Origin of the sequence: Phenylobacterium sp. (genome assembly GCF_035276905.1) — a bacterium.
Taxonomy (GTDB): Bacteria; Pseudomonadota; Alphaproteobacteria; order Caulobacterales; family Caulobacteraceae; genus Phenylobacterium.
In genome coordinates this window covers 1-2913 of the sequence record NZ_DATELG010000004.1, presented here as the reverse complement: position 1 = coordinate 2913, position 2913 = coordinate 1, and the positions used below count along the sequence as shown (strand labels likewise).

The following is a 2913-nucleotide window of genomic DNA, read 5'->3' as shown; positions in this document are numbered from 1 at the left end:
GCAGTGGACTGCCCGCTGGCGCTCGACCGCGCCGACGTGCCGGGACCGCTCGCCGGCCTGGCCGGCGCGCTCGACTGGGCCAAAGGCGCGGACGCCGGCCTGCTGCTGACCCTGCCCTGCGACATGCCCGGCCTGCCGCCGGACCTGCCCGCGCGGCTGGCCGCGGCGATGGCGGCCGGCCACGGCGTCGTCCTGCCTGCGGTCGAAGGCCAGCTGCAGCCGGTCTGCGGGCTCTGGCGGGTAAGCGCGCTGGACCAGCTCCCGGCCTACGTCGGCGCGGGCCGCAGCTCGCTGCGCGGCTTCGCCGCCGCCTGCGGCCTGGCGATCGTCGAGTTCGGGCCCGAGGCGGCCCGCGCCTTCGCCGGCGCCAATACGCTGCAAGAGCTGGCCCGCCTGGAGCAGGAGGCGCCCTGACGCCTCAGCCGGACACTCAAGCCGCCCGCCGGACGGGACGGGCGATGCGCCGCTCGGCCTCGCCGATGTAGTCGCGGGTGAGCGGGACGGCGTCGACCTTCTTGGCCAGCTGCAGCTGGAAGACCATGTGGCCGCGGTAACGGAAGGCGACCTCGCTGAGGCAGAGGTAGAGCTCCCACATCCGGCAGAACCGCTCGTCGTACATCTTCGCGATCGTCGCCCGCTGGCGGTTGAAGCGCTGGCGCCAGGCGCGGAGCGTGTCGGCGTAGTGCAGCCGCAGCACCTCGATGTCGGTGACCATCAGCCCGGCCCGCTCGACGCAGGTCAGCACCTCGCTCATCGCCGGGATGTAGCCGCCCGGGAAGATGTACTTGGCGATCCACGGCTGGGTGAAGGAGGGGCCCTCGTGGCGGCCGATCGAATGGATCACCGCCACGCCGTCGTCCTTCAGCAGCCGCGCGACCTGGTCGAAATAGGTCTGGAAGTTCGGCCGCCCGACGTGCTCGAACATGCCCACCGAGACGATCCGGTCGTAGGGGCCGGCGACGTCGCGGTAGTCGGTGAGCGAGAACTGCGCGCGGTTCGCAAGACCCGCGGCCTCAGCGCGGGCCTGGGCCATCCCCAGCTGCTCGACGGAGAGGGTGACGCCGTCGACGCGCGCGCCGCTGTCCTTGGCCAAGGTCAGGCCGAGCCCGCCCCAGCCGCAGCCGATGTCCAGCACCCGTTGGTCGGGGGACAGGAGCAGCTTGGCCGCCAAATGGCGCTTCTTGGCGAGCTGCGCCTCCTCCAGGCTCGCGCCCGGATAGGGGAAGTAGGCGCAGGAGTACTGCAGGTCCTCGTCGAGGAAGCGGCGGTAGAAGTCGACCGAGAGGTCGTAGTGATGGGCGATGTTGCGGCGCGCCTGAAGCCGGGCGTTGGCCTGCAGCCGCCGGTCCAGCCACCAGCGCTCCAGCGCGCCGGCCCGCTTCAACGGCCGGTAGTCGGCGTTGCGGCCGATGATCTCGGCGAAATCCCAGATGTCGCCGGCCTCGACGACGAGACCGCCTTCCATGTAGGCCTCGCCCACCGCCAGCGACGGATTGGCCGCGATCCGGGCCATCCAGCGGCGCGAGGTTATTCTGACCACGACCGGCGTGCCGCTGCGGTCGCCCAGCTCCAGCACCACGCCGTCCGGCAGGCGCACCGTCAGCGCGCCCTCGCGCACCACCTTGCACAGGAATGACTGCAGAGGCATTTGCAACCCAACTCGGATTCCCAGCTGACGCGGAACGATCCATCACGGCCCAGGTTCCGTGAACGTCATTTCGCAAGTCAGGTTCCCGCCGAGGCCGCAGCTTGACTCCCGAGCGCGCCCCTCCTAATTCCGTGCGGGCGTTAGCACTCAAGGGTCCGGACTGCTAACACGGTTAAGCCGCGACCCTTCGGCGCTCACGTCATCCACACTGCAACCGTCTCGAACGGAGATAGAAGATCATGGCGTTTCGTCCCCTGGGAGACCGCGTCCTCGTCAAGCGCGTCGAGGAAGAAGAGAAGACCAAGGGCGGGATCATCATCCCCGACACCGCCAAGGAAAAGCCGCAGGAAGGCGAGGTCATCGCCGTCGGTCCCGGCGCGCGCGACGACTCGGGCAAGGTCCAGGCGCTCGACGTGAAGGCGGGCGACCGCATCCTGTTCGGCAAGTGGTCCGGCACCGAGGTCAAGCTCGACGGCAAGGACCTGCTGATCATGAAGGAAAGCGACATCCTGGGCGTGCTCGCCTAAGCCTCGCAATTTCCACGTAAAATCCAGAGAAGGACAGCACCCATGGCTGCCAAAGACGTCTACTTCGCTTCCGACGCGCGCGACCGCATGCTGCGCGGCGTCAACATCCTCGCCAACGCGGTGAAGGTCACCCTCGGCCCCAAGGGCCGCAACGTGGTCATCGAGAAGTCCTTCGGCGCCCCGCGCTCGACCAAGGACGGCGTCTCGGTCGCCAAGGAAATCGAGCTGACCGACAAGTTCGAGAACCTCGGCGCCCAACTGATCCGCGAAGTCGCCTCCAAGACCAACGACAAGGCCGGCGACGGCACGACCACCGCGACCGTGCTGGCGCAAGCCATCGTCGTGGAAGGCCTGAAGTCGGTGGCCGCCGGCATGAACCCGATGGACCTGAAGCGCGGCGTCGACAAAGCCGTGGCCCGCGTCATCGAAGAGATCAAGGCCAACGCCAAGAAGGTCTCGGCCAACAGCGAGATCGCCCAGGTCGGCACCATCTCGGCCAACGGCGACACCGAAGTGGGCGAGATGATCGCCCGGGCCATGGAAAAGGTCGGCAACGAAGGCGTCATCACCGTCGAAGAAGCCAAGACCGCCGACACCGAGCTCGACGTCGTCGAGGGTATGCAGTTCGACCGCGGCTACCTGTCGCCGTACTTCATCACCAACGCCGAGAAGATGGAGGCCGACCTCGAAGAGCCGCTGATCCTGCTCTTCGAAAAGAAGCTGGCCTCGCTGCAGCCG

At 68.2% G+C, this 2913-nt stretch carries 4 protein-coding genes; 3 read left to right on the top strand and 1 reads right to left on the bottom strand.

Translation table 11 applies throughout. The features are described from left to right. On the top strand, positions 1-414 hold a 414-nt coding region (gene mobA, locus VJS38_RS00180; RefSeq protein WP_324086138.1), incomplete at its 5' end, for a molybdenum cofactor guanylyltransferase. A 16-nt stretch (positions 415-430) separates the two neighbouring features. On the opposite strand, the gene VJS38_RS00175 is transcribed toward mobA, so the two are convergent. Beyond that, positions 431-1648 (bottom strand): cyclopropane-fatty-acyl-phospholipid synthase family protein, encoded by a 1218-nt coding sequence (locus tag VJS38_RS00175; protein ID WP_324086137.1) that lies wholly within the window; start codon positions 1646-1648, stop codon positions 431-433. Between the two features lie 239 nt (positions 1649-1887). Here VJS38_RS00175 and groES point away from each other — a divergent pair, with 239 nt between their 5' ends. Beyond that, positions 1888-2175, top strand: a complete 288-nt coding sequence (groES, locus tag VJS38_RS00170; protein WP_324086136.1) for a co-chaperone GroES — start codon at positions 1888-1890, stop codon at positions 2173-2175. Positions 2176-2217: 42 nt separating this feature from the next. Next, positions 2218-2913 (top strand): chaperonin GroEL (gene groEL / locus VJS38_RS00165; protein WP_324086135.1); only part of this gene is annotated, 696 nt, incomplete at its 3' end.

Coding starts and splice junctions, on each gene's coding strand:
- groES (WP_324086136.1), top strand. CDS start 1,888: ATGGCGTTTCGTCCCCTGGGAGACCGCGTCCTCGTCAAGCGCGTCGAG.
- VJS38_RS00175 (WP_324086137.1), bottom strand. CDS start 1,648: ATGCCTCTGCAGTCATTCCTGTGCAAGGTGGTGCGCGAGGGCGCGCTG.